Annotated in this window: 15 protein-coding genes; 11 read left to right on the top strand and 4 right to left on the bottom strand. The window is 66.8% G+C overall.

What is annotated here, in order from left to right; translation table 11 throughout:
* Window positions 1–188 precede the first annotated feature (188 nt).
* Both FHT36_RS19600 and FHT36_RS19605 read right to left on the bottom strand, forming a co-directional pair.
* Window positions 189–479, bottom strand: a complete 291-nt coding sequence (locus FHT36_RS19600; protein WP_169124172.1) for a hypothetical protein — start codon at window positions 477–479, stop codon at window positions 189–191.
* 124 nt (window positions 480–603) lie between these two features.
* The gene (locus tag FHT36_RS19605) at window positions 604–1,650 is read right to left on the bottom strand and encodes a DMT family transporter (RefSeq protein ID WP_246702333.1); all 1,047 of its coding nucleotides are present in this window, start codon (window positions 1,648–1,650) and stop codon (window positions 604–606) included.
* 52 nt (window positions 1,651–1,702) lie between these two features.
* Here FHT36_RS19605 and FHT36_RS19610 point away from each other — a divergent pair, with 52 nt between their 5' ends.
* The 3 genes from FHT36_RS19610 to FHT36_RS19620 all read left to right on the top strand — a co-directional run bounded on the left by FHT36_RS19610 (window position 1,703) and on the right by FHT36_RS19620 (window position 7,703).
* Window positions 1,703–3,814 carry a hypothetical protein gene (locus FHT36_RS19610; protein ID WP_169124174.1) on the top strand — a complete coding sequence of 704 codons (2,112 nt, stop codon included), beginning with the start codon at window positions 1,703–1,705 and terminating at the stop codon, window positions 3,812–3,814.
* Between the two features lie 629 nt (window positions 3,815–4,443).
* Window positions 4,444–5,907, top strand: a complete 1,464-nt coding sequence (locus tag FHT36_RS19615; protein ID WP_169124175.1) for an undecaprenyl-phosphate glucose phosphotransferase — start codon at window positions 4,444–4,446, stop codon at window positions 5,905–5,907.
* Between the two features lie 755 nt (window positions 5,908–6,662).
* Window positions 6,663–7,703 (top strand): NAD-dependent epimerase, encoded by a 1,041-nt coding sequence (locus FHT36_RS19620; protein ID WP_169124176.1) that lies wholly within the window; start codon window positions 6,663–6,665, stop codon window positions 7,701–7,703.
* Between the two features lie 6 nt (window positions 7,704–7,709).
* Here FHT36_RS19620 and FHT36_RS19625 read toward each other — a convergent pair whose 3' ends face one another.
* Window positions 7,710–8,462 carry a molybdopterin-binding protein gene (locus FHT36_RS19625; protein WP_169124177.1) on the bottom strand — a complete coding sequence of 251 codons (753 nt, stop codon included), beginning with the start codon at window positions 8,460–8,462 and terminating at the stop codon, window positions 7,710–7,712.
* Window positions 8,463–8,632: 170 nt separating this feature from the next.
* On the opposite strand from FHT36_RS19625, the gene FHT36_RS19630 reads away from it, so the two are divergent.
* The 8 genes from FHT36_RS19630 to FHT36_RS19665 all read left to right on the top strand — a co-directional run bounded on the left by FHT36_RS19630 (window position 8,633) and on the right by FHT36_RS19665 (window position 16,879).
* Window positions 8,633–10,048, top strand: coding sequence for a circularly permuted type 2 ATP-grasp protein (locus FHT36_RS19630; protein ID WP_169124178.1), 1,416 nt, complete (start codon window positions 8,633–8,635; stop codon window positions 10,046–10,048).
* Window positions 10,049–10,341: 293 nt separating this feature from the next.
* Window positions 10,342–11,292: an alpha-E domain-containing protein gene (locus FHT36_RS19635; RefSeq protein WP_024278738.1), complete on the top strand. Its 951-nt coding sequence runs from the start codon at window positions 10,342–10,344 to the stop codon at window positions 11,290–11,292.
* A gap of 109 nt (window positions 11,293–11,401) precedes the next feature.
* Complete coding sequence (locus FHT36_RS19640; protein WP_169124179.1) at window positions 11,402–12,241, top strand: transglutaminase family protein; 840 nt, start codon at window positions 11,402–11,404, stop codon at window positions 12,239–12,241.
* A 182-nt stretch (window positions 12,242–12,423) separates the two neighbouring features.
* Entirely contained in the window at window positions 12,424–13,275 is an 852-nt protein-coding gene (gene pstB, locus FHT36_RS19645; RefSeq protein ID WP_169124180.1) for a phosphate ABC transporter ATP-binding protein PstB, read from the top strand.
* A gap of 80 nt (window positions 13,276–13,355) precedes the next feature.
* On the top strand, window positions 13,356–13,790 hold the full coding sequence (locus FHT36_RS19650) for an HIT family protein (protein ID WP_169124181.1): 435 nt from the start codon (window positions 13,356–13,358) through the stop codon (window positions 13,788–13,790).
* 8 nt (window positions 13,791–13,798) lie between these two features.
* Entirely contained in the window at window positions 13,799–14,779 is a 981-nt protein-coding gene (locus tag FHT36_RS19655; protein WP_348644521.1) for a beta-ribofuranosylaminobenzene 5'-phosphate synthase family protein, read from the top strand.
* 110 nt (window positions 14,780–14,889) lie between these two features.
* Window positions 14,890–16,026 carry an ATP-grasp domain-containing protein gene (locus FHT36_RS19660; protein WP_169124182.1) on the top strand — a complete coding sequence of 379 codons (1,137 nt, stop codon included), beginning with the start codon at window positions 14,890–14,892 and terminating at the stop codon, window positions 16,024–16,026.
* A gap of 19 nt (window positions 16,027–16,045) precedes the next feature.
* Window positions 16,046–16,879 (top strand): triphosphoribosyl-dephospho-CoA synthase, encoded by an 834-nt coding sequence (locus FHT36_RS19665; RefSeq protein ID WP_169124183.1) that lies wholly within the window; start codon window positions 16,046–16,048, stop codon window positions 16,877–16,879.
* 88 nt (window positions 16,880–16,967) lie between these two features.
* On the opposite strand, the gene FHT36_RS19670 is transcribed toward FHT36_RS19665, so the two are convergent.
* A complete protein-coding gene (locus tag FHT36_RS19670) occupies window positions 16,968–20,438 on the bottom strand; it encodes an autotransporter domain-containing protein (RefSeq protein WP_169124184.1) in 3,471 nt (1,156 codons plus the stop codon).
* Window positions 20,439–20,500 lie beyond the last annotated feature (62 nt).

Genomic DNA, 20,500 nt, shown 5'->3' on the forward strand with positions numbered 1-20,500 from the left:
GTCGAAGCACACGCACCGCCCAAGCAAAAGCCCGGCAAGCTAACGCCCCGAAAGGATTCCTGCCGAGTACGCCCGCGCGACTGGGCGCATCAAACGAAAGTGGCCCGCCTCACGCATCCCCCGACCAACTCAATCGCGACGGTCAAGGAACACAGGAAGTGGGCCACCTGATTGTTTTGTAAGGCGGATCAGCAGAAGAAGCGGCAGAACGGCGAAACCGGACGGCCGAGGAACTTGCTGATGCGCTGGTCATACTTGTAAGCGCGATACTGGATCAGCGACCACTTCCAGCCACCAGCATTGTTGGTGGAAGCCTGGGTGCCGAAACGGTTGGCCGGCTGGAAATTTGCGTGGCTGCGCAGAGACGCAAAACGCTCACCCCAAAGGCCGGCAGCCTGCGACGGCATGACCGCCCCAAGGACCAGACCCGCAACAGCAGCGCCCGTAAGCGCCGCCTTGATCTTGGAAACTTTCGCCATCGCCCGCACTCCGATTAGGTGAGCCATGTTTACCACAAGCCCTGTGGCACTGCAACAATCCCGCAAGCCCGATGCACGCCGGACGGCACGTCTACTGGACTTTGACCAGAACCGACCTACCTTGCTACCCAGAACTTGCTCGGCGAACCGGAAGTTCCTTGCCGCCTTCATCTTCCTCAGCGCAATCTTCAGGGCGGGCCACGACCGGATCGTCCACTCTAATACGTTGAGATATAACGGCCACAAGCTTGGCAGCCTCACCGGACGGCCCTGTCTGCGGCAGGGTCGAAGCTCTCAGGCCGTGGCGCTCTCGCCACACCAGCACAAGACCTGCTGAAACGACCGCTCCCGCCCCGATCAGCACCAGAGAATCGGGCCATTCCCCGAAGGCGAGCACCCCGAACAGGGTGGCCCAGATCAAGGTCGCATAGTTCAGAGGTGCCACGACCGAGGCCGGCGCATAGCGCGTGGCCGTTGTCATCAGGATCTGGCCAAGTCCTCCGGCGATGCCTGTCGCAATGAGAACGAGACTGGTGCGCAGATCCGGAACAACCCATCCCAGCGGCAAGGTCGCGAGACCCGCGAGAGACGCCACGATGGAGAAGTAGAAGACGATCGCTTCGCTGGTCTCCGTCCGCGTCAGGTGCCGGACCTGGGTGACCGCGAGCCCGGCGATCACGGCCCCGACCAGGGCCATGGCCGCCCCGATCAGCGGCCCCGGCCCACTCCCCAGCGAGGCATGGGTAAAGGAAGGCCACAGCATGAGGAGGATGCCGGCAAAGCCGACACCAAGCACCGCCCAGCGATAGGCAGGGACGCGCTCTCCCAGAAGAACGGCGGCGAGAAGCACGGCGACCAGCGGCGTCACGTAGGTAAAGGCAACGGCCTCGGCGAGCGGGATGAAGGCAAGCGCTGCGAAGCTGAGCCACATGGCGCTCACGCCTACCAGCCCGCGCACCACATGGCCGAGCGGCTGGCGCGTCACGAGCGCGCTGGTCATCCGCCGCTTCCACAGCAGCCAGATCACCAGCGGGATGAGGCCGAAGGCGCTGCGCGCGAACACGACCTCTCCGCTCGGCACATCGTCTGCCACGAAGCGCACGAGCGCGGACATGATGGCGAAGAAGAACGTGGAGCTGATTTGCAGGGCGATGCCTGCTGGGGCATTCATGAGGAAAATCCGATGGGTAGACGTCATATAGCGCCTTGAGGACGGGACGGGCATGCGGATGCTGCAAGGCAGAGGTTCGAGCCCCGCGTCCAGGGAGGAGGAGCCGGTGGCATCACGTGAGCTGCGGGAAGCGCCGATCTTCGGCCGAAACGTCCTGCAGGCGTTCACGTCGCGCGCATGCCGCGCCTTCCGGGCCGCGATAGCGGGAGGGCTTGCCGTCCTGATGTGCGCGGCGGCCGTCATCCCGCTCAAAGGAGCCGAAGCTGGTCAGGACCTGGTGCGCATGGTGCTCGACCGGCCCACCCTCACCACTCTGGAGGGCCGGGGCTTCGCATTCGCAGCCCTCCTCGGCGCCCCGCGCGCCGCCACGCTGGCCGAGCTTCGATCGGCCAGCCCCATCTATGCCGACCTTGCCCGCTGGATCGCCGATGACGTGAAGGCCCTGCGCGCCGAGATGGCTGCGAACCGACGGCCGCTGCACGAGGTCACGGACGAAAATGTTGGCCGGATCATGGACCTGCGCTGGCTCGCCTCGCCCCTCGCCAGCTTCAGGCTCATCGGCGTGGTCAACCGGACGGACCGGCGGGATTTCACCGGGTTCACCGATCAGCCGTCGTGCGGCGAGGTCCGGCTCATCTACCGCCTCGCCTACCGGTTCCAAAGGGGCGCCACCACCTACGCATCGCGACTGCCCGTCAACATCAATGCGGTGTTCGACGGCCCTCGTGGGCCGGATGGCGCGTGCCCCGACCTCGCCCGCATCTGGACGCCGCCTCCCGCGCTTTCCGGGTCCGCGGAAATGGCGGAGTGGCTCGCCGCCGGCCCGCTTCGCGGCCTTTCCCTGCGGCAGATCGAGGTGAATGCGCAGGTGGTGCGTCTGCCCTCCGGCATGGAGACGGAACTGGGCGGCCAGGCCATCTATCTGATGCGCGTCTTCCGCATCGAAGGTGACCATCTGGTGCCTAAGCCGCTTGAGAACACGCCAGACGTGGCGCGACTGTCCAAGGATGCAGCGCTGAAGGCCCGGCTCGTCGACTATGTGCGCAGCCATCTGCCGGAGATCGATCGCGGCGTCTATCAGCTTCCGGACGCCTTCCTCGCCGAAAAGGCGCTCTCCTTCTCCACCTTCGGCAGCGCGCGCACGGCGAACCACCCGTTCGCCAGCCTGTTCACGTCCTCGGATTTCGCCGGCCTTGCGTATGAGCAGCTCAGCTATGTGGCCTCCCCTGCAGGACTGATCGCGCGGCTCGACGACAATACCTGCACCGGTTGCCATCAGGGCGCAGCGACAGCGGGCTTCCATCTCATCGGCTTCGATGAGCCCGGCACATCGCCTTTCAACGTGGTCAAGGTGCCGGTCTCCCCGCACCTTCATGCTGACGATGCCAGGCGCCGGGCCTACCTTTCCGCCCTTGCAGAGGGTCGTACGCCGGAAACCTTCCGCCCACTGTCCATGACACCGCCGGCCGACTGGTCACGCCCGGGACTGCCTGCGCCCGGGGCCGCGGCGGCGACCATGGCCTGCCTCCTCCCCCAGGGAGAGACGGCCTTACGCATGAGCTGGCGATGCGGCGAAGGATTCGCCTGCGAAGCGATCGCCCACAACCCGCGCCTGCCCGTGGGGACCGGACAATGCATGCCAAAACGCGCCGCCGGAATCGTTTCCGGCATGGCCTGCCTTTCGGGCGAACTGGTGCCCGGCGTGGCGCCTTATCTCGACCGGTTTCGGATCGTACGGCAGATCAACAGCCCTGCCCCATCGGCTTCGCCGTCTTCCTACACATGCCGCCCCGCCAAGCTCGGCGTTCCGGGGGGCTCGGCATACCGCCAATGCACAGAGGCGGAGCGCGCCTTCGCCGGCAAGGGCGCCTCAGGCGATCAGCGCCCGCCGGAGATCTGCGCCTTCGTGGGCGGGAAGGCGTTTGATTTGTGCGTTGCAACAGATAATTTCGCAAAATGCATGAGCGCCAGCGTCGCCCGTGGCAATCGCCCGGCATGCGGCGAAGGCCGATTCTGCCGGGAGGACTTCATGTGCCAGGCCCTTCCGTCGAATCTGGCCGGTGCCGCCGCTGTGGCCAAGGACACCGGATACTGCTCGCCCACCTACTTCGTGTTCCAGATGCGCATCGACGGCCATCCCGACCCCGAACGCGGCGTGCCGTAATGCGGTATCATCATATTTTTCAGTGGGTTGTGGCGTCTTTCTCACCGCCAAAGCCCCGCTTCCGGGCGAAGGTCACCCGCCCGTACAGCGGCGGATTGACGCATCGCGGTAGTCGAGTGGGCAAGATTGCGGAGGGTCAAAAGGAGCGCTGTAGGATGATCTAAATTCTTGATTCGAGGGCGAAAGGCGCGGCCTTGGCCGTGAGACACGCCTTGGGCTTCGAAAGGGAGCACCGCCGGTATGTCAATGCCAAAAGACGAGGCTTCCGCCGACAGACCAAGCACTTGGAATTTATTCCGCAGCGCAGCATTGCCCAAAACTTGAGCGCGCGACTTGAGCGACATCATCGCGCAAGTCGAATGGCCATATCGACGAGCAAAAAGTTATCGTCGCGCTTTCCTCATCCGGCATTCAACTCGCCGCCATGCAACCCGGATAGGCATTGAGTTGAGATTTTTCGGAGGTATTCTCGATCTATTCTTACCGCAACCGATTGTTTCAGGGATATGACACCGGAGTATACGGCCTCTGGCCCAGCTTTACTCACTTGTCGATCTCCTGCCGAAGTGCTATGTTCACCTCACAATTTCACATCTCCTTGCGGTAGCCATCTGCCGACTGAGGGACGAATGTCGCTTTCCACGGACAACATGCGGGTTGAACGGGCGAGCGAAGCGCATCGGTCTGGGGTCACCCCTACGCTCGACTACGCGTCGATGCCGCCGCTCTTCGTTGTGGCCGACGTCGTCCTTATTCTGGGACTGAGCATCCTCGTCGATTTCCTTTTCTCGGCACAATTGAGCAGCGGGTTCGAGGTCACGCAGCCCGTTGGCATCGGCATTCTCGCGGCGGTGGCCTTCGTGCTCACCACCATCTCGCGCGGGCTCTACAAGCCGTGGCGCATGGTGCGTGTGGTCGAGGAAGTGCGCGCGACGATGGTCAACTGGACCTTCGCCATCCTCGTCGTCGCAACGGTGATCTTCTGCCTCAAGGTGGCGGGAAGCACGTCGCGTGTCTCCACCGGGGCCTTTGCCGTTCTCGGCTTCTTTGCTCTCCCGGCAGCCCGTTGGGCGATGGCTGTCTGGCTGCGTCGGGCCATTGCGAGCGGCGCCGTGAAGGGACGCGCAACCATTCTGGTCGGCGACGCGGGCGAACTCGCCAAGGTGGTACCTGCCCACATGCTGGTGCGCCTCGGCCTGAACGAGGTGCGGCGCTTCAGCCTCTCCACGCCGGATGGTTCTGCGAAGGAGCTGCTCTCTGCGTCCGACAAGGATGCGCTGAAGGCGGCGCTGCAGTTCGCCCGGCAGCACCGCGTCGAGGAAATCGTCCTCGCCATGCCGTGGAGCGACGTGGATCGGCTCGATGCCGTGCGCGCCCGGCTGCGCTCGGTGCCGCTCCCGGTAAAGCTTCTTCCGGACGAGATCATCAGCGAGTTGCTTGACGCGCCGCGCGTCGATTTCGGCTCGTCCATCGCCATCGAGGTCCAGCGCGCGCCGCTGTCACGCTTCGAGCTGGCGCAGAAGCGCCTTCTGGACATTGCCGTCGCCAGCTGCGCCGTTCTCCTCTTGCTGCCCCTGTTCGCCATCATCGCCACCGCGATCAAGCTCGACAGCCGCGGCCCGGTGATCTTCCGCCAGCGCCGCAACGGCTTCGGCGGCCGTGAATTCACCATCTACAAGTTCCGCTCCATGACGGTGATGGAGGACGGGACGAAGGTGGTGCAGGCGCAGCGCAACGACAAGCGCGTCACGCGTGTCGGCCGCTTCCTGCGCGCATCGAGCCTCGATGAGCTGCCGCAGGTGCTGAACGTACTGTTTGGGCAGATGTCCATCGTGGGGCCGCGGCCCCATGCCATTGCCCATGACGACGAATATTCGAAGCTGATTTCCGGCTATGCGTTCCGCCACCACGTCAAGCCGGGCATCACCGGCTGGGCCCAGGTGCAGGGCTTCCGCGGCGAGACTGCGGAGCTTGAGCAGATGGAGCGCCGGATCGAGATGGACCTCTGGTACATCAACAATTGGTCGGTCTGGATCGATATCAAGATTATCATGAAGACCTTCCTCGAGGTCCTGCGCAAGGAAGCCTACTGAGGCGCTGCCGGGGGAGCCTGGGTGTTCGGCCCGCTCTCCTGCCTTGCGATGAGCCTTCCGGATGCGCGACTGAAAAGGCGCATCGTTTGCCCGGCGCCTTTGCCTCTCCTGCGACCCCGATCAATCGGCTCGCCCGTTGAAGCACCGCAAAAGCGCCGTTGCCAGCGGTGGCGGAACTTGACCTAATTGGTCCTCCGGCCCCGCCATTGCCGCTCAGCCCGGCCGGACACACTACGTAATCGCAAATCCCCGGCAATATTTGATTAACCCTACCGTTTGATCAAAGCAGACGTCGGATCATTTTTCATCGCCCCCTCCCCAGCCATTTGAGTAAATGCAACGCAACAATCGCGCTAACGACTGCTGGGGGGCAGATAAAATGATAGCCGAATCCGTTCTGGCCCTGTGGGGCATGCTGTGCTGCTCGGTGGCCTACATCGTTTTCATGGTCCGCGTGAGCTGAGGTGAGAATGCGAGGCGCCAAGAGCCCGCTAGCAGTTCGCCCCGCCCCGCTCATCCTGACCCGCTCTTGGGCAGGGCCAAACGCCGGAGAAGCCCGGCGCGCTCCTCGCACCGAACTCGTGCCGCCCTCTCCTTCCTGGGTCGCTATAAATGGGCGGCCACACCCCCACGGCCGCCAGCCCTACGCCCCCTGCCCCTGCGGGCGCGTTGATGCCGCGGGAGCGCTGATCTAAGAATGCGGGCGACCCCGGCGAAGCTTCCGCCGTCCGGCGCGATCTGAGCGGGGACCGTTCTTGACCTTTACCAAAGCCCCCATCTTCGTCACCGGCGCGGCCGGCTTCATCGGCGCCGCCGTCGCCGAGCGGCTGCTTGCGATGGGGCAGCTAGTCGTCGGCATCGACGATCTCAACACCTATTACGATGTGCGCCTCAAGGAGGCCCGGCTCGCCCGGCTGATGGGCCACCCCGGCTTCAACTTCGAGCGCCTGACCTTGGCGGACCGCGCCGCCACCGCCGATGTCTTCGCCCGCCACCGGCCGAGCCATGTGGTCCATCTCGCGGCGCAGGCGGGCGTGCGCTACTCCATCGAACATCCCGAGACCTACATCGACTCGAACCTCGTGGGCTTCGGCAATGTGCTGGAAGGCTGCCGCCATGGCGGCGTCGCGCATCTCGTCTACGCCTCGTCGAGCTCGGTATACGGCGCCAACACCGATTTGCCCTTCCGGGTGGAGCAGACGGTGGACCACCCCATCAGCCTTTACGCCGCCACCAAGAAGGCGAACGAGCTGATGGCCCACGCTTATTCCCACCTCTACCGCATGCCGGTCAGCGGGCTGCGCTTTTTCACCGTCTACGGCCCGTGGGGACGGCCGGACATGGCGGTATTCCTGTTCACCGATGCCATCTGGCACGGCCGGCCGATCAAGGTGTTCAACAACGGCGACATGCAGCGGGACTTCACCTTCATCGACGATGTGGTGGATGCCGTGGTCGCCCTGCTCCCCAAGCCGGCGACGCCCGATCCCGCCTGGACCGGGGCCGACCCGGACCCCGCCACCTCGAACGCGCCCTATCGCATCTACAATGTGGGCAACCACAGCCCCGAGCCGCTGATGGCGCTGATCGGCCATATCGAGGAGGCTTTGGGCCGCAAGGCGGAGCTGGACTTCCAGCCCATGCAGGCCGGAGACGTGCAGGCCACCTTCGCCGACGTGACCAGCCTCGCGCAGGCGGTGGACTTCGCGCCGCGCACCCCCCTGAAGGAGGGCGTCGCCCGCTTCGCCACATGGTATCGCGAGGTCTGGCTCGGCCAGATAGCGAAGGAAAACTAGGCGGCCTCAGCCGCCCGCATTGTCCTCGACCATCCGGGCGACTGCATCGCCGGCGGCGGCCAGCGTCTCCGGCTCGCGGGCGCGCACCACGAGATTGGTCTTGTAGCGCCCGTCCACCTCGTCGCGGAACGGGTAGGAGCCGATGATGGCGTCGGGATAGGTCTCGGCGATCTTTCGCAGCGGGGCGGCGATGTCGCCCTCCTTCGCCTCGGCGAGGATGGTGCGGGAGAGCATGGGCCGGCCCTTGCGCAGTTCCGGCAGGACCGCTTCCAGCATCGACTGCATGATGCGTGGCACGCCGGCCATGACGATGACGTTCCCGATGCGGAAGCCGGGCGCCTTGGACACCTCGTTTACCACGAGGCTCGCGCCGGCGGGAATGCGCGCCATGCGCAGGCGCGCCTCGTTCAGGTCCTTCTCGGCGATATATTCGAGCAGCATGGCGCGGGCGCGCGGATCCACGTCGATGGAAACCCCGAAGGCCTTGGCGATGGCATCGGCGGTAATGTCGTCATGGGTCGGGCCGATGCCGCCGGTGGTGAAGACATAGTCGAAGCGGGCACGCAGCGCGTTGACCGCCGCCACGATGTCCTCCTCCACGTCCGCCACCACCCGGACCTCCCGCAGGTCGATGCCCACGTCGGTCAGCCGCTCGGCGACGTGGCCGATGTTCTTGTCCTTGGTCCGGCCGGAGAGAACCTCGTCGCCAATCACGATCAGCGCAGCCGTGACCGATCGCGCGTCGCCTGCCTCAACCATGTCTCAGATCCCTGCCCTTGCCGGCGTCAGCCGGGGTTTGTTTGCCTAAAATCAAGGCACATTTAAAGCGTGAGCGGCGCATTCGCTCCGCTTTCCCGTTTAGCACTTCTTTGGCACGATGTTTGTTAAGTTCATGGGGAGCTTCCCCGGGGCGTGGAGTGTCGATCCCAATGCCGCATGCGTTCGATGAAATGTCCAGTACCGACGGCGGGGTAAGGCCGGCCTACGAGACCCTCCAGCGCTGGCTCGCCGAAGTGCCCCAGGACGTGCTGGACCATCGGCGCAAGGAGGCCGAGTTCATCTTCCGGCGAATCGGCATCACCTTCGCCGTCTATGGCGAGCAGAACGCCCAGGAACGCCTCATCCCTTTCGACATCGTGCCCCGCATCCTCACCAAGGACGAGTGGAGCCGCCTGTCCCGTGGGCTCGAGCAGCGCGTCAAGGCGCTGAACATGTACATCAAGGACGTGTACTCGAAGCGGGAGATTCTGAAGGCCGGCGTGGTGCCTGAGAACCTCGTCTACCAGAACCCCGCCTTCCGTCCGGAAATGAACGGGCAGCGCGTGCCGCACGATCTCTATGTCCACATCGCCGGCATCGACATCGTCCGCACGGACCCCGACAAGTTCTATGTGCTGGAAGACAACGCCCGCACCCCGTCCGGCGTCTCCTACATGCTGGAGAACCGGGAGATCATGCTGCGGCTGTTCCCCGAGCTGTTCTCCATGCATCGCGTCGCGCCGGTGGAGAATTACGCCGACGACCTGCTCGCCACCCTGCGGTCGCTCTCGCCCCATGGCGGCCATGAGCCGAACGTGGTGATCCTCACCCCCGGCATCCACAATTCGGCCTATTACGAGCACTCCTTCCTCGCGGACAAGCTGGGCGTCGACCTCGTGGAGGGTCGCGACCTGTTCGTGAAGGATGCGGTGGTCTACATGCGCACCACCGAAGGGCCGAAGCGGGTGGACGTGATCTACCGCCGCCTCGACGACGACTTCCTCGATCCCCTCGCCTTCCGCCGCGACAGCGTGCTCGGCGTGCCGGGGCTGATGAGCGCCTACCAGGCCGGGAACGTCACCCTGACCAATGCTGTGGGAACGGGCGTCGCCGACGACAAGGCCGTCTATTCCTACATGCCGGACATCATCAAGTTCTACCTCGGCGAGGAGCCCCTGCTCCCCAACGTGCCGACCTGGCGCTGCCGCGAGGCGGACCACCTGAAGTACGTGCTGGAGCACCTGCCCGAGCTGGTGGTGAAGGAAGTGCACGGCTCCGGTGGCTACGGCATGCTGGTGGGCCCCGCCTCCGATAAGGCGCAGATCGAGAAGTTCCGCGACAAGCTCAAGGCAGACCCGGCGAACTTCATCGCCCAGCCGACGCTGGCGCTCTCCACCTGCCCGACGCTGGTGGAAAAGGGCATCGCCCCGCGCCATGTGGACCTGCGCCCGTTCATCCTCTCCGGCTCCGACAAGGTGCGCATCGTCCCCGGCGGCCTCACCCGCGTCGCCATGAAGGAGGGCTCCCTCGTGGTGAATTCCAGCCAGGGCGGCGGCACCAAGGACACGTGGGTGCTCGACGCATGAGCGCGAGCGCTCACGCTCTGGGTGCTCGACGCATGAGCGCCGGCGCTCATGCTCTGGGTTCTGGATGCATGAGCAGGGGCGTTCACGCTTTCGCTTTTCCACGCATGGGCGCTATCGTTCGTGCAGGTTTCTCCCCGCGCACGGGCATCCCGGCCCGTGCCACTGCCGGAGCCGGGGCCCCGCCCGGTTCCCCCGCCTGAACCGCCCCCGGAGGCGCGACGCCATCCGGGTGCAGGACGCCTGAGCGCGGCTGAACCGCGCCGCGCACCCTCTCCTTCCGCAACGGGCTCCCCATGCTTTCCCGCACCGCCGACAACCTCTACTGGCTGACCCGCTACGTCGAACGCGCCGACTGCCTGGCCCGCATCCTCGACGTCTCCCAGCGCCTCGCCTACACGCCCGTGACCTACGGCGGCTCCACCAATGAGTGGAGTTCGGCCGTGCTCACCGCCGGCTGCGCCGACGAGTTCGTTGCGCGCTATGGTCCGCTGGAGGAGGCGAAGGAGGAGAACGTGGTGTCGTTCCTCGCCTTCGAGTCGGAGAACCCCTCCTCCATCCGCAACTGCTTCGAGGTGGCCCGCACCAACGCCCGTTCGGTGCGCACGGCGCTGACCTCGGAGATGTGGGATGTCATCAATTCCGCCTGGATCGAGCTGCGCAATTTCCCCAACCGCGCGCTGACGCGCGACGAGCTCTCGCGTTTCCTCGCCTTCGTGAAGGAGACCTCGCTGCGCTTCGACGGGGCGACCTTCCGCACCATGCTGCGCAATGACGGCTACTGGTTCGCCCGCTCCGGCGCCCAGCTGGAGCGGGCCGACAACACCGCCCGCATCCTGGACGTGAAGTATCACGTGCTGCTGCCGGAGAAGGAGCACATCGGCGGCCCACTCGACTATTTCCAGTGGGCCTCCATCCTGCGCTCGGTCTCGGCGCTCACCGCCTTCCACTGGGTCTATCGCGACAGCGTGAAACCGTGGCTGGTGGCGGACCTGCTCATCCTGAACCGGCAGATGCCGCGTTCGCTGGCGGCCTGCTACGACAGCCTCGCCCGCAATCTGGACGACATCGCCTCGGTCTATGGTCGGCAGGGTCCGTCCCAGCGGCAGGCGCGTGCCATGCTGGCCCGGCTCACCAACAAGTCCATCGACGACATCTTCCAGACCGGCCTGCACGAGTTCATTTCCGAGTTCATCTCAGACAACAACAAGCTCGGCGCCGAGATCACCGAGCAGTATCTGACCTGAGTCCGGGGCCGATCGCGGCCCCATCAGCTTCCCCGTCGGCGCGGCCGGCTCGCGCCGGGGGACTGTCAGTCGCGGCGCGCGCGCCGCATCGTCACCAGGGACTCCCGCAATGCGCATCCGCATCCGCCACGAGATCACCCAGCGCTTCGAGCCCGGCACCCGCAACATGGCCGTGACCGTGCGCCTGACCCCGCGCGCCCATGAGGGCCAGTTCATCCTGCGCTGGGCGCTGGATCTCAATTCCGACTGCCGCCTCCACCCGCAGGAGGATGCGTTCGGCAACCTCTGCCACACCTTCTCCGTGGACGGGCCGGCCGACCAACTGACCGTTTGCGCCGAGGGCGAGATCGAGACGCAGGATACGACCGGCATCGTGCGCGGCACGGTGGAGCGCTTCCCGCCCTCCCTGTTCCTGCGTCAGACAGACCTCACGGAAGTTGATCCGGCCGTGGCCGCCCTCGCCGACGCCATCGAAGCGCCCAAGGACGACCCGCTGGCCCAGCTCCACGCCCTCATGGTCAAGGTCCATAAGAGCGTGGAAGAGCAGGAAGGCCCGACGCTGGGCGATCCCCTGAGCGCGGCCGAGGCCGTGAAGGCGGGCATCGCCTGCGCCGGCAGCATCGCCCATGTCTTCACCGCCGCCGCCCGCCATCTCGGCCTGCCGGCGCGCCACATCTCCGGCTATGTCGCGCCGGAGACCGGCGAGGAAGGCGAGGGCGAGGCACGCCACTGGGCCGAGGCCCATGTGCCCAAGATCGGCTGGGTCTCGTTCGATGCCGGCCGCAACATCTGCGGCACGGAGAACTATGTCCGCCTCGCCGTGGGCCTCGATGCCGTGGGCGTGCAGGCGCTGCGCAGCACCGGCCTCGACGTGGAGGAGCGCATCAGCGCCCTCGACGGCCGCGCGCCGCAGAAGCTGGCGCAGGCCCAGAGCCAGGGACAGAACTGACTCAGCTGCCCCTGAGCAGAAGATGAGCCGGCGCAGGACGGAGCCCGCGCCGGGCCGAACGCAAAGCCGCGCCAACGCTTGATTTTTTCGGGCGTCGCCCGCGCCCCATGCGCTAGCGCAAGGACACAGACCCGCAGACCGTCTAGGCAGGAGACATCAGCCCCAGCCGAGGATCGGCCGCGATGTCCATCCACACCCCGTCGTCGCCTCCAGCCGATGGCGCGGCCCATGCCGGCCTGCCCGCGCCGACGGTCTTCGCCAGCCGGCAGGCCACCCTGCCCCCGGTCAAGCTCTCCGTCCGCCATGTGAGCTTCTATTATGGCGACGCGATCGCCCTCAGGGACATCTCGGTCGACCTGCGCGCCAACTGCGTCACCGCCTTCATCGGGCCGTCGGGCTGCGGAAAATCGACGCTGCTGCGCATCTTCAACCGCATGTTCGAGCTCTACCCGGACCAGAGGGTGGAGGGCGACGTTCTGCTCGACGGCGTGAGCATTCTCGGCGACGCCATGGACCCTGCGCGCGTCAGGGCGCGCATCGGCATGGTGTACCAGAAACCGACGCCGTTCCCCATGTCCATCTACGACAACGTGGCCATTGGCCTGCGCATCAACGAGGAACTGAAGCCGGCCGATCTCGATCTGCGGGTCGAGGAGGCCCTGCGCAAGGCGGCCCTGTGGGACGAGGTGAAGGACATCCTGCCCCAGAGCGGCCTCAGCCTCTCCGGCGGCCAGCAGCAGCGGCTGTGCATCGCCCGCACCATCGCCCTCAAGCCCGAGGTGATCCTGCTCGACGAGCCCTGCTCGGCCCTCGACCCCATCACTACGGCGCGGATCGAGGAGACCATCGAGGAGCTGAAGGCGCACTACACATTCGTCATTGTCACCCACAATCTCCAGCAGGCCGCGCGCATCTCCGATTTCACCGGCTTCATGTATCTCGGCGAGATGGTGGAGTTCGGGCCGACGCAGGACCTCTTCACCCACCCGCGCGACCGGCGGACGCAGGACTACGTCACCGGCCGGTTCGGCTGAGGTCATCCGCTGCACGCGGGTGCGGGCTTGACCCCCCGCCCGCGCCCTGCAATCTCCTCCCCCAACAGGGAGACATGCGCATGACCGCAACGCCGGCTTACGATCCGCAGAACATCTTCGCCCGCATCCTTCGCGGCGAGCTGCCGGCGCACAAGGTCTATGAGGACGACAAGGCCTTCGCCTTCCTCGACATCATGCCGCGCTGCCCCGGCCACACGCTGGTGATCCCCAAGGCGCCGGCCCGCAACATCCTCGACATCGCGCCCGAGGATCTCGCCTATGTGGCGACCATCGCCAAGAAGGTGGCCATCGCCGGCATGAAGGCCTTCGGGGCGGATGGAATCACCATCCAGCAGTTCAACGAGGAGGCCGGCGGGCAGGTGGTGTTCCACCTCCATGTCCACGTCATCCCGCGCCATTCGGGTGTGCCCATGAAGCCGCCCGCGAGCGAGATGGAGAAGCCCGACGTGCTGGCCGCCCATGCGGAGCGGCTGCGCGCCGCCCTCGCCGGCTGAGCCGCCGCGTGGATCTGCGCAATGCGGCCGGGGTGAAGGTGCGCGCGCCGGCGCGGCTGCATCTCGGCTTCCTCGATCTCGGCGGATCGCTCGGCCGCCGCTTCGGCTCTCTCGGCATCGCGCTGGAGCGACCGGCCACCGAGGTGACCGTCCGCCGCAGCACCACCGACGCCGCCGAAGGACCGGACAGCGACCGCGCCGCCCGCGCGCGGGATCTGGTGCGCGACAAGCTCGGCATAGACGGGCGTTTCGCCATCGACGTGGACGCCGCTTTGCCGGCCCATGGCGGACTCGGTTCCGGCACCCAGCTTGCGTTGGCGGTGGGCGTCGCGGTGGCGCGCCTCTCCGGGCACGATCTGTCGCCCCGGGCGGTGGCCACCGTGCTCGGGCGCGGCCGGCGCTCGGCCATCGGCATGGAGGCGTTCGCGGCCGGCGGGGTGATCCTCGACGGTGGCAAGGCGCTCGCCGGCCCAGAGGCCAGCGCGCCGCCGCCTTTGCTTTCGCGATTCCCGGTGCCGGAGAGCTGGCGCATCCTGCTGGTGTTCGACGCCGCCCGCGAAGGCTTGAGCGGCCCGCAGGAGACGGCGGCCATGGCCACCTTGCCGCCCTTTCCGGCGGAACAGGCGGCCCATCTGTGCCACCGCATGCTGCTTCAGGCGCTTCCGGCGCTGGCCGCTGCGGATGCGGACGGCTTCGGCAGTGTCATCGGCCACTGGCAGCGCGTGCTCGGCGATCATTATGCCGCGGCGCAGGGCGGCGGGCGCTTCCTGAGCCCGCAGGTTGCGGAAGCCATCGCCGCAATCGAGGCCGAAGGCATTCCCGGCGTCGGCCAAAGCTCGTGGGGGCCGACCGGATTCGCCATCGTCGATGGCGAGGAGAGAGCGGCGCGGCTGGCGGCCACCTTGCGCCGCCGCTTCGCATCGTTCACAAACCTGTCATTCGATTGCGTGCGAGGAAACAATCAGGGCGCGGACATCATCGCTCTCTGAGCACCTCCGGCGCGGCACCGGACAGGACGGGAGGAAGGCGCGTCACCGCACAGGCCGCGCCGCATAAAAGGCCCCGCAAGTGGGCTCCGAACCAACAGGCTGGGATCCAGATGGATATTGCTCTCATTGCCATTTCCGCCCGGCCGCTGGCGGCCAGCGCCGCCCGCGCCGGCTTCGCGGCACTCTCGTTCGACCTGTTCGCCGATCTGGATACCTGCGCCCACACCGCGCGCTGCGTGCGCGTGCACAAGAAGAACGGCTGTGCCTTCGACGGGGATGACCTGATCCAGGCGCTCCACTCCCTCGCGCCCACCGGCCTTCCCGTGGTGCTGGGTGGCGGGCTTGAGGACGACACCGCCCTCATGACCCGCATCGCCGAGCGCAACCCCATCCTCGGCAACGCGCCGGCCATCGTGCGCGTGCTGAAGGACCCCATCGCCCTTGCCGCCCTCGCGGCCCATCTCGGCGTCCCCTTCCCGGCCGTGACGCTCGAAGCGCCCACCGCCGAGACCTTCGGCGGCGCGCCGGTGCTGGAGAAGAAGATCGGCGGCGCCGGCGGCGCCCATATCAGCCGCAGGGCCCCCGGCGACCTCTCCCCGCCTGCGCCGGGCCACTATCTCCAGCGCGAGGTGGAGGGCCAGTCCCTCTCGCTGCTGCTGCTGTCCAACGGCAGCGCAGCGCGGATCGTCGGTGCCTCCCGGCAATGGCGCTCGCAGGACGAGGAGCATCCCTTCCGCTATGGCGGTGCCACCGGGCCTGTGGCCCTGCCTGAAGCGTTCGCCGCCGAGATGTTGAAGGGGGCGCTCAGCATCACCCTCGCCTGCGGCCTGGTGGGGCTCGTCTCGCTCGACTTCGTGGTGAACGACGACAGCTGGTTCCTGGTGGAGGTGAACCCCCGCCCCGGCGCGACCCTCGACATCTTCGACACCGATCCCCTCCCGCCCCTTCTCGGCCTGCACCTCGCGGCCTGCGGCGGAAAGCTGCCGGAAGTGCTGCCCGTGCCCGCGCAAGCGCACGCCGCCGGCGTCATCTATGCGGCGCACGACATGGTGGTGCCGCAGGATGCGTGGCCCGAATTCGTGGCCGATCGTCCGCCGGCAGGCGCCTCGGTGCTGAAGGGGGCCCCGCTCTGCACCGTGCGCGCCACCGGCCCCACGCCGGAAGTCGCCGAGGCGCGGATGCGCGAGCGCACGCAGGCCCTGCTGCGCGACTTCGGCCTCGGCGCGGTGATGGAACCCGCCCCGTGAGCGCCATCCCCGTCACCGCATGAGGGCTCTTGCGCCGGCCGAGGTGGCGGAAGCCTTCCGCGCCGCCTGCCTTGCCGAGCTGTCGGCGCTGAAGCCCGGCAACGTGCATGTCTTTGCGGCCGGGCACGGCATGGAAACCGCACAGTTCGAGGCCGCGGCGGCTGCCGCAGCGCCGGCCGTGGCTGATCCGGCCCTGCGCGTCGGGGCGCGGGTGCTGGCGGCGGTGGAGGCCTCCCTCGCGGTTGCCGGCTGCAACACCAATCTCGGCATCATCCTGCTTTGCGCGCCCCTGGCGATGGCGGCCGAAGGCGGCGGCCCGCTCCGGGAACGCCTCGTAGTCGTTCTGGATGGCCTGGATCTTTCCGACGCGGCGGCGACCTTCCGCGCCATCGCCGCCGCCTCGCCCGGTGGCCTCGGCTCATCGAAAGAGGCGGATGTGCGTGCTCCGGCCAGCGTCACGCTCAAGCAAGCCATGGCGCTCGCCGCAGATCGCGACGCCATCGCCCGCCAGTATGTGACCGGATATGCCGACCTCTTCGCCCTCGGCGTTCCCGTGCTTGCCGGCGACCCGCTGGAGCGTCAGCGCATTGAGGACGCCTACCTCGCCTTCCTGGCGACACTTCCGGACAGCCACATCGCCCGCAAGTTCGGGCCGGAGCAGGCGGAAGCCGTGCGGATGGAGGCGGCGGCCCTGCGCGACAGGCTCGCCAGCCTGTCACCGGCAGAACGCCACGACGCGCTCCTCGCCTTCGATGCCTCTCTCAAGGCCCGCGGGCTCAACCCCGGCACCAGCGCCGACCTCACGGTGGCCAGCATCTTCGCCGCGCTGATGGCTGCGCGGGCGGAAGCCTGAGGCGGAGCGGCCTCGGCGCGTTGTCAGTCCCCGCGAGGAGACGGGCGCACGATGCCGGGCGCTCAGCCCTGCGCGCGGCCCGGACCTCTCAGAACTTCACCGCCAGCGTCGCCTTGCCGGCGTTGTAGCTGGTGCCATCCCCCGCCATGCCCTCATAGGCCAGCGAGAAGGTAGCGCCCGTGCTGAAGGCGAAGTCGACACCCACCGAGCCGACGATGCTATCCTCGGCGATGGCGAGGCCATCGATGCCGAAGGCGGTGCCGGTGTTGATGAAGCTCAGCACCGTCTGCGGCGTCACGTCGCCGAAGGCGTGCCGCCAGCCGGCTGAGGCATGGGGCGTCACGACGACGCCCGAGGCGCTGAAGCTGGTGGCGATGCGCAAGCCGAGGGTGGAATAGGCGGTGTCGAAGGAAGAGCCGGTGGAGGCGAGGCCGGCGATGGGCGCGTTGTTCTCGATGAAGCTGCCGAGGTCCACGCTGGTCCAGCCGATGCCGGCGAAGGGTTCCAGCGCCACGCCGCTGAACGCGAAGGTGTAGCCGGCCTCGGCGAAGAGGTTGCCGGCGGTGCCGTTATAGCTCGCCTTCGGGCTTTCGCCGGTGAGGGCGACGAAGCGGGTCTGGTCGATGCTGCTCCAGCCGTAGCTGGCGCCGGCGCGGAGCTTGATCGCGTCGAAGGTGGCCCCACCATAGGCGGCGATGCGCCAGGTCTCGGTGTTCGCGGAAGCCGCATCGGCGCTGGTGGAGGCGGAGGAGTAGCCGGCGGCAAGGCCCAGCACCCAGTTGCTGGCGGAGACGTCCGCGCCGATCAGCAAGCCGCCGAGATTGGTGTCGGCGGCCGCGGCATTGCCGTTGGACGAGGTGGAGAGCCACTGGCCGTAGCCCTGCGCCCAGGTGGTCCACACCGGACCCGGCTCGGGCGCCTTGATGGCCTTGAAGGCCTGCGCGCCCGGCGTCGCCGAATCGGCATAGGCGCGGGCCGGACCGCCGGCCCCGAGCGCGGCTTCCGCGCCCTTGGCGGCGGTGTAGCCCGCCTGCCGCAGACGGCCGAGGATGAGGTCGTTGACCATCATGTTCTCGGTGGCCATCTGCCCGGGCAGGGTGGCGTAGAGATCACCAGAGAGCTGGGAGAGGGCGAGACTGGGGCTGTCGCCCAGCGACTGGGTGACGAACGCGGTGTAGAGGGCGGACGTCTTGGTCGACCCGATGCCCGCGCGCTCCAGCGCGCCGGCCACCGAACGCTGGTTCGGGGTGGCGGCGTAGGTGGCGAAGGCGATGCCGTTGCGTTCGAGCTCCAGATAGACGTGGGTCGCGTCGTAGCTCAGTTCCGGAGCGATGAAGAGATACGCGGGTCCGTAGGTGTTGAGCGTTCCGAACGTGCCGCTGATCCCGCCTGCGGACGACAGGAGGGTGTAGCGCGCGCCCCACTCCAGTTGACCGGCGACGAAGACCCGGTTGTCCGCCCCGTTGAGGGTCGTCTTTCCATCGACCTTGATCAAGTCGGAGGAGCCATCGGGATTGATGTTGGCCCAGTAACTGGTGTCGGTCAGGGAAACATCGCCCTTCACGGCGATGGTGCCCATCGCGTTCGACGGGCCGGTTGACGGGTCGATGATGATGTCCACCGCATCGAGGCTGCCAATGGTGCCATGGCCCCAGATTCCGCGCGGCCCGGTGGAGCCTGCCTCGCTTTTGAAGTGGGCGTCGGGGGCATAGAGGTCATTAAGACCGAAGCTCCCGCTCTTGCCCATGTTCAAGGTGCCGGAGAAGGTGCTGGTGCCGGAGAGATAGACCGACCCGTCGGTGACCACTTCCTCGAAATGGCGATAGGTCGCGGCGTTCCCCACTTGGCCGAGATCGAAGTCGAGCGCCCCACTCGTGGTCTTGAGCGAAAGCGTATCGTAGCCGCCCTGCGCATCGACGATCCCGACCACCTTGCTGCCCGCGCCGACGACGAACAGGTCGTTGCCGTTGCCCATCTGCACCGCATAGGTGGTGCCGGAGATGGTGCCGTAATTGGTGACGGTCAGCGACTTGGTGGGATCGACGCCCGAATTCACATAACGGATGCCGTAGCCATCGAGGCCCTGGATGGTGCCGTAATTGGCGATGCTCATGGCGGCGTAGGCATCGCCGCTATTGCTGTCGTCGACCAGGATGCCGTTGTTGGCGCCGGAGATCAGGGCCGAGGTGTGGGCGGCGTCGCCATTGGTGATCACGCCGCCGCCGATGGCGATGCCCTCTGAGGTGCTGGGCGTAGTCTCGCCCGGCTTGATGCCCTTGGAGCCGAGGCCCTCGATGGTGCCGTAGTTCAGGACCGTGCCGGCATGGTCGAAGTCCACGCCGTCGCCATCGCCGAAGCTCGCGGCCGGATCGAAGGTGCCGGAGATCGTGCCGTAATTGGTCAGCGTGCCCGTGCCGTTCGAGTTCACGCCCGAGCCGTTGCGGCCCTCGATGGTGCCGTTGTTGGTGACGATCAGGTTGTCGTCCGAGCCGGTGGCCTTGATGCCGTGATAGGCGCCGGAGATGAGGGCGCCGGCATAGTTGTTCACCTTGAGGGTGATCGCCTGCCCCTGATCGTCGCCGCTCACCTTGACGGCGGAATTGTTCTGCGTGTCCGCGGTGCCCGCAGCGTAATAGGACGAGATGGTCCCGTAATTGTTGATGGTGACGCCGTTGGTGCCCTGGATGCCGTCATTGTCGGCGGCGGTGATGAGGCCGGTCTTCTCGTTGGTGATCGTGATGGTGGCGTTGGTGGAATAGATGTCGCCGAGGTCGATGCCCTGCCCGCCCGACTTCGACTGGATCGTCCCCGCATTGGTGATGGAGATCACCGGCGCGGCGGTGCTGGTGGTCTTGGACGAGATCTTGATGGCATCATCCGTGCCGGTGATGACGCCGCCCGCCTCGTTGGTGATGGTGAGGCTCTTCAGCGTGTCGAAGTTCGATGCGGTGTCGAACTTGATGGCGCGCTTGCCGGACGAGGTGGTCTCGATCGTCCCGGAATTGGTGATGCCGATGGTGCCGCCGCCGAGGCGGATGGCATCCGAGCCGGCCGAGGAGATGGTGCCGGTGTTGCCGATGGTGACGGTGGCGGTCGCCGAGGTCGCCTTGTCGAAGTCCAGCGCCTGCCCGGTCTGCGAGCTGATCGTGCCGTCGTTGTTGACGATCACCGTGCCGTTGGCGAGCGGACCGTTGATGCGGAACGCGTCGTCCTTGGAGGTGACCTTGCCGCCCACCTTGTTGTTTAGCGTAAAGCTGCCGGTGAAGGCACCCGTGGTGTCAATCGTCCGGTTGGTGGAGGTGATGGTGCCGGAATTGGTGATGACCACACCGGGAGAGGTCGTGGCGTTGCCGTTCCAAACGATGGAGGCGGAGGAGCCGGTGTTCAGCGTTGCGCCGGTATCGATGGTGCCGGTGTCGCTGCCGGAGACGGTCTGCTGCCCGGTGGCCGGCGGCACGGTGAACGATCCGGCAAGGGCGGGCATGGCGGAGCCGGAGCAGACGAGAGCCAGGACGAAGCGGCTGGCGGACGACTGAAGCAGCGGCAGACGGATCATCATGGAGGGCAATTCCGGGCGCGAGGATCGAGAAGCTCGGCCCTGCCTAGGGGTGCGATGCTACA

The sequence above is a fragment of the Xanthobacter sp. SG618 genome (assembly GCF_012932745.1).
Lineage (GTDB): Bacteria > Pseudomonadota > Alphaproteobacteria > Rhizobiales > Xanthobacteraceae > Xanthobacter > Xanthobacter flavus.